The sequence below is a fragment of the Streptomyces sp. NPDC054956 genome (assembly GCF_053609185.1).
In genome coordinates, this window is record NZ_JBSGXB010000392.1 from 1 (window position 1) to 6,144 (window position 6,144).

The window sequence follows — 6,144 nt, forward strand, 5'->3', positions numbered from 1 at the left end:
GGGGGGATCCCGGGAGTCTTGTGTTTTTCCGGGACGGGACGGCCTGTCAAGGGTGGCCGAAGGCCATCGCGAAGCGACGCGACCGAAGGGAGCGCCCTTGACAGGCCGGCCCGGCACGGAAGGACACTCGACACCCGGGACGCCCCCCGGTCACCGTCGAAGCCACCGAGTGCGTGGGCCCCGCCAACCCCGCCCCCGCTCCACCGTCGCAGCCCCCGGCCGGCCCGCAGCTCCGGTCACCCCCCACCCCCGCCCCACCGCCGCAGCCCCGCCCCGCTCGCAGCTCCGGCCCTCCCCCACCGCGCGAAACCCCTGGTCGCGAGCCTCTTGCGCGCCGTAGAGTCGCGGACGGTTTGTGACCGGGAACGACCGCGGGGGACTGCGCATGCACCGACGGATACGACGACGCAGGTCTTTCGCGGCGCTGGCCATCGGGCTGGGTCTGTTCACCGCAGGGTGCGGGCCCCTGTCCGGCGCGGACAAGGGCGCCTTGAAAACCACCACGACCCCTTCGGCTTCGCCCTCGCCCTCCCCCTCACCCGACCGCAAGCCGCTCGACGCCGCGGCCCTCCTCGACACCGCCGTGCCGGCAGAGGCCTACCAGGTCGAGCCCGCACCTGCCGAGGTTCGCCAACCGGCCTCGGTCAAGCCGTTGTCGAATCCCGTGTGCGGGCAGTTCCTGGGCCTCAAGGACGGACTGTCCGCAACGGTGGTGGTCACGCAGGGCCTCACCTTCAAGGCCGACGCCGCGCGCGGCGGCATGACCACTGCCGCCTACAAGAACGTCGCCGACGCCCGCGATGCCTTCGCCCAGCTCCGCACCACCCGGGCGGCCTGCCCGTCCTTCTCCGCGGCAGGTACCCCGAACGCCCCCGTGGTGAGCGTCGTGGACCGGACGGCTCCGCCCGAGGGCGACGAGGCCCTGGCCTTCGCGCTGACCGCGGACCTTTCGGAGCGGCAGGACACGCTGATGGAGGAGCACGTCGTCGTCAGAGTCGGCGCAGCGATCATCGACTTCCGGAAGATGTCGTTCGGCGGCGACGGCCCCCGCGGGGTCCCGACCTTCCTCATGTCCGGCCAGGTGACGCGCCTGGTACAGGCACAGCTCTGACCGGGGGCGGGTCCGGGGCCCGGGCCGGGGGGGCGGGATTCGAGCTGGGCTGCGCCCCTTCCCTCCCCGCCCCCCGACCCGTAGCCTGACGCCCCGTCAGATCCATCCTGTCGTCAGGATCAGGAGGCCGCGTCATGTCGCCGCTGCTGCAAGGGAAGACCGTCATCGTCTCCGGCGTGGGGGCCGGGCTCGGGCATCAGGTGGCCGCCACCGTGGTCCGGGACGGCGGCAACGCCGTGCTCGGCGCGCGGACCGAGGCCAACCTCGCGAAGTCCGCCGCCGAGATCGACCCCGACGGCTCGCACACCGCGTACCTGCCGACCGACATCTCCGACGAGCGCCAGTGCGAAGCCCTCGCCGCCCTCGCCGAGGAGCGCTTCGGCGGCGTCGACGCCGTCGTGCACGTCGCCGCCTGGGACTCGTACTTCGGCGGCCTCGAGGACGCCGACTTCGGGACCTGGCAGCAGATCCTCGACGTGAACCTGCTCGGCACCCTGCGCATGACCCGCGCCTGCCTGCCCGCCCTCAAGCGCGCCGGCGGATCCGTCGTCATCATCGGCACCCAGTCCGCCATCGCCTCCCCCAACGAGGTCCAGCAGGCCGCCTACGCCGCCTCCAAGGGCGCCCTGACCTCCGCCATGTACTCCATGGCCCGCGAGCTCGGCCCCCACCGCATCCGTGTGAACACCGTGCTCCCCGGCTGGATGTGGGGCCCGCCGGTCCAGGCCTTCGTCACGTTCACCGCGCACACCGAAGGCGTTCCCGAGGCCGAGGTCCACGCGCGGCTCACCGACCGCATGGCGCTGCCCGATCTGGCCACCGACGGGGACGTCGCCGACGCCGCCGCCTTCCTGGCTTCCGACCGGGCGCGGGCGATAACCGGCCAGTCGCTGCTGGTCAACGCCGGTGAGCTGATGCGATGAGCCCCTCGGCCCCCGTGCGGGCGGATCGTATGCTCGGCCCATGACCACTCCGAGTGACGCTCCGACCGACAACTCGATGCGCCGCGCGCTCCGCCGCGCCCGCGACGGCGTCGCGCTCGACGCGACCGAGGCGGCCGTACTCCTGCAGGCGCGCGGCGAGTCCCTGAAGGACCTCGCCGCCTCCGCCGCCCGCGTACGGGACTCCGGGCTCGAAGCCGCCGGCCGGCCCGGCGTCATCACGTACTCGCGCAAGGTCTTCATCCCCCTGACCCGCCTGTGCCGCGACAAGTGCCACTACTGCACCTTCGTCACGGTCCCGGGCAAGCTCCGCAAGGCCGGCCACGGCATGTACCTCTCCCCGGACGAGGTCCTCGACATAGCCCGCCAGGGCGCGGCCATGGGCTGCAAGGAGGCCCTGTTCACGCTCGGCGACCGGCCCGAGGACCGGTGGCCCGAGGCCCGCGAGTGGCTCGACGCGCACGGCTACGACGACACCCTCGCCTACGTGCGCGCCATGGCCATCCGCGTCCTGGAGGAGACGGGCCTCCTCCCCCACCTCAACCCGGGCGTCCTGTCCTGGTCGGAGCTGCAGCGGCTCAAGCCGGTGGCCCCGTCGATGGGCATGATGCTGGAGACCACCGCCACCCGCCTGTGGTCCGAGCCCGGCGGCCCGCACCACGGCTCCCCGGACAAGGAGCCGGCCGTCCGGCTGCGCGTCCTGGAGGACGCGGGCCGCTCCAACGTGCCGTTCACCACCGGGGTCCTGATCGGGATCGGCGAATCGTACGAGGAGCGCGCGGAGGCCTTCTTCGAGCTCCGCCGGATCCAGCGCAGCTACCACGGCATCCAGGAAGTCATCGTCCAGAACTTCCGTGCCAAACCGGGCACGGCCATGCGCGGCATGCCCGACGCCGAGCTGGAGGAGCTGGCCGCCGCCATCGCGGTGGCCCGTCACATCCTGGGCCCCTCGGCCCGCATCCAGGCTCCGCCGAACCTCGTCGACGCCGAGTACGCGCTGCTCATCGGTGCGGGCATCGACGACTGGGGCGGGGTCTCGCCGCTCACCCCCGACCACGTCAACCCCGAGCGCCCCTGGCCGCACATCGAGGAGCTGGCCGAGCGGACCGCCGCCGCCGGGTTCGAGCTGCGCGAACGCCTCACGATCTACCCGGAGTTCCTGCAGCGCGGCGAGCCCTGGCTGGACCCCCGGCTGCTGCCGCACGTACGGGCGCTGGCCGACGCGCAGACGGGCCTCGCGAACGAGTCCGCGACCGTGGAGGGCCGTCCCTGGCAGGAGCCGGACGAGGGGTTCACGGCTTACGGGCGCACCGACCTGCACACCACCATCGACACGCAGGGCCGTACCGGCGACCGCCGCGACGACTTCGACGACGTGTACGGCGACTGGGAGGCCCTGCGGGAGGCCGCGGCGCCCGGCATGGTGGCGGAGCGCATCGACACGGACGTACGGGCGGCCCTGGCGCAGGCCGCCGACGATCCGACGGAGCTCACCGACGAGCAGGCGCTGGCCCTGCTGCACGCGGACGGCCCGGCCCTGGACGCCCTGTGCCGGATCGCGGACGACCTGCGCAAGTCGGTGGTGGGCGACGAGGTCACGTACATCGTCACCCGCAACATCAACTTCACCAACGTCTGTTACACCGGCTGCCGCTTCTGCGCCTTCGCGCAGCGCCGTACGGACGCGGACGCGTACACCCTCTCCCTGGACCAGGTCGCGGACCGCGCCGCGCAGGCGTGGGACGTGGGCGCGGTCGAGGTCTGCATGCAGGGCGGCATCCACCCGGACCTGCCCGGGACGGCGTACTTCGACATCGCGCGGGCGGTGAAGCAGCGGGTGCCGGGCATGCACGTGCACGCCTTCTCGCCGATGGAGGTCGTCAACGGCGCGACGCGCACCGGCATGTCGGTGCGCGACTGGCTGACGGCCGCCAAGGAGGCCGGGCTCGACTCCATCCCCGGCACGGCGGCGGAGATCCTGGACGACGAGGTCCGCTGGGTGCTGACCAAGGGCAAGCTGCCGACGGCGGACTGGATCGACGTGATCAGCACGGCCCACGAGCTGGGCATCCGCTCATCCTCCACGATGATGTACGGCCACGTGGACCAGCCCCGGCACTGGCTCGGCCACTTCCGCACCCTGGCCCGCGTGCAGCAGGCGGCGCTGGACAAGGGGGTGGAGGGGTTCACGGAGTTCGTGACGCTGCCGTTCATCCACACGAACGCCCCGGTGTACCTGGCGGGCATCGCCCGGCCCGGCCCGACGGTGCGCGACAACCGGGCGGTGACGGCGATGGCGCGGCTGCTGCTGCACCCGTACATCCGCAACATCCAGACGAGCTGGGTGAAGCTGGGCTCGGAGGGCGCGGCCGAGATGCTGCGCTCGGGCGCCAACGATCTGGGCGGGACGCTGATGGAGGAGACCATCTCGCGGATGGCGGGCTCCAGTTACGGCTCGTACAAGTCCGTCCAGGACCTGATCGCGGTCGCGGAGGCGGCGGGCCGGCCCGCGAAGGCCCGTACGACCCTCTACGGGGAGGTCCCGCAGGAGCGCCAGGACGCGGCCCGCGCCTCGGACGGCCACCTGCCGGAGCTGCTGCCGGTGCTGGACTGACGCACCGCCGCGCCGTACGCGAGCGGGCCCGGCCGGGGAACAGTCCGGCCGGGCCCGCTCACGTACTGGAGGCGGCAGGGCCACTCAGCCCACCAGCAGGTCCTTCTTCAGCTGCTTCAGCTCGCGGGAGTCGATGCCGAGGCCGTCCTTGAGGTAACGGTCGAAGGTGCCGTACTTGGCCGTGACCTCCGCGTACCCGGCGTTGAGGTACTCCGGGCGGACGTCGAGCATCGGCTTGTAGACGGCCGCCTGGGCGGCCGGGAGGTGCGAGAGGATCGCGTCGTTGGCGGCCTTGCGGTAGTCGTTGCTGGCCAGGTAGTCGGCCATGACGGTCTCGCCCGGCACGCCGAGGGCGGTCAGCAGGGTGGCGCCGGCCCAGCCCGTGCGGTCCTTGCCCGCGGTGCAGTGGAAGAGGACGGCGCGGTCGCGGTCGCGCTCCATGCCTTCGAAGACCTGCGTGTACGCCTTCTTGCCGCCCTCGCCGCCGACCATCGCCCTTTCGGCGTCGGCCATGGCCCTGACGGCCTCGTCGGGGGACTTGGGCATGGTCTGGAAGGACGGCGAGCCCGCGAAGACGTCGGCGACGACGTACTTGGCGCCGGCCGGCACCTTGTCGGCGTCCTTGGCGCGCTCGCTCTCCATCCGGAGGTCGAAGATCGTCTTGACGCGCAGGCGCTGGAGCTTGGCGAGGTCGTTGTCGGTCAGCTTGTCGAGGGCGTCGGAGCGGTAGATCTCGCCCATCTTGACCCACTGGCCGGTGGCGGTGCGGTAGCCGCCCGCGTCACGGAAGTTGGCGGTGCCCTCCAGCTTGATCAGCCGGTCGGCGAGACGCAGGCCCTCGCCGCGGTCGGGGTCGAAGTCGAACCACTGCCGGTCGGCGGCGGGCAGCCCCGAGACCACGGCCTGCCCCTGGGCGCCGCCCTTGGCTACGACCTTGCCGTTGGCCTTGATCTCGACGCGCTTGGTGCCCTTGGCGTTCCACTTCAGGGTGTACGAGCCGTTCGCACCGGCGGTGACGGTGGCCTCGGTGAAGGGGATGGCGGAGTGCCCGTGGTGCCGGCCGGCCCAGGGCAGGTCCCACCCGGAGGCGGCGGTGGCGGCGGGGGCCGCGACCAGGGTGAGGGTGAGCGTGGAGGCGACGACGGTCGCGCCGAGGAGTGCCTTCTTCATGCCCCCGAGACTGTTGGCCTCCGGATAACGCGATGTGAACACGGCATGGCCGGAACCGGCCGGTGGCAAGGCGAGTGACAAAACGTGCCACCCGCCTGGCCGGCGCGTTACGAGCCCCAGCCCGGGCCCGCCCGCCCCGCCGGCGGAGCCTCCGCCGGGCCCCTGGGGAGCGCCGGCCCGAGCCCCGGCCCCGGAGCGGAGCCAACGGGGCGCCCCGAGCTCCGCCCGGCCCCCTGGGGCTCCGCCCCGGACCCCGCGCCTCAAACGCCGGCGGGGCTGGATCTGGCCAGCGTCCGCCTGCACCAATC

4 protein-coding genes are annotated in these 6,144 nt (G+C 72.8%); 3 read left to right on the forward strand and 1 reads right to left on the reverse strand.

The window, feature by feature from the left end:
* Positions 1-385 precede the first annotated feature (385 nt).
* From ACWGDE_RS34880 to ACWGDE_RS34890, 3 genes are all read left to right on the forward strand, one after another.
* Complete coding sequence (locus ACWGDE_RS34880) at positions 386-1,111, forward strand: hypothetical protein (protein WP_453393073.1); 726 nt, start codon at positions 386-388, stop codon at positions 1,109-1,111.
* Between the two features lie 134 nt (positions 1,112-1,245).
* Positions 1,246-2,034 (forward strand): SDR family oxidoreductase, encoded by a 789-nt coding sequence (locus ACWGDE_RS34885; protein ID WP_453393074.1) that lies wholly within the window; start codon positions 1,246-1,248, stop codon positions 2,032-2,034.
* Positions 2,035-2,074: 40 nt separating this feature from the next.
* The gene (locus ACWGDE_RS34890; RefSeq protein WP_453393075.1) at positions 2,075-4,666 is read left to right on the forward strand and encodes a bifunctional FO biosynthesis protein CofGH; all 2,592 of its coding nucleotides are present in this window, start codon (positions 2,075-2,077) and stop codon (positions 4,664-4,666) included.
* 84 nt (positions 4,667-4,750) lie between these two features.
* Here the strand turns inward: ACWGDE_RS34890 and ACWGDE_RS34895 are convergent, their stop codons facing one another.
* Positions 4,751-5,836 carry a tyrosine-protein phosphatase gene (locus ACWGDE_RS34895; protein ID WP_453393076.1) on the reverse strand — a complete coding sequence of 362 codons (1,086 nt, stop codon included), beginning with the start codon at positions 5,834-5,836 and terminating at the stop codon, positions 4,751-4,753.
* Positions 5,837-6,144 lie beyond the last annotated feature (308 nt).

Coding starts and splice junctions, on each gene's coding strand:
- ACWGDE_RS34880 (WP_453393073.1), top strand. CDS start 386: ATGCACCGACGGATACGACGACGCAGGTCTTTCGCGGCGCTGGCCATC.
- ACWGDE_RS34890 (WP_453393075.1), top strand. CDS start 2,075: ATGACCACTCCGAGTGACGCTCCGACCGACAACTCGATGCGCCGCGCG.
- ACWGDE_RS34895 (WP_453393076.1), bottom strand. CDS start 5,836: ATGAAGAAGGCACTCCTCGGCGCGACCGTCGTCGCCTCCACGCTCACC.
- ACWGDE_RS34885 (WP_453393074.1), top strand. CDS start 1,246: ATGTCGCCGCTGCTGCAAGGGAAGACCGTCATCGTCTCCGGCGTGGGG.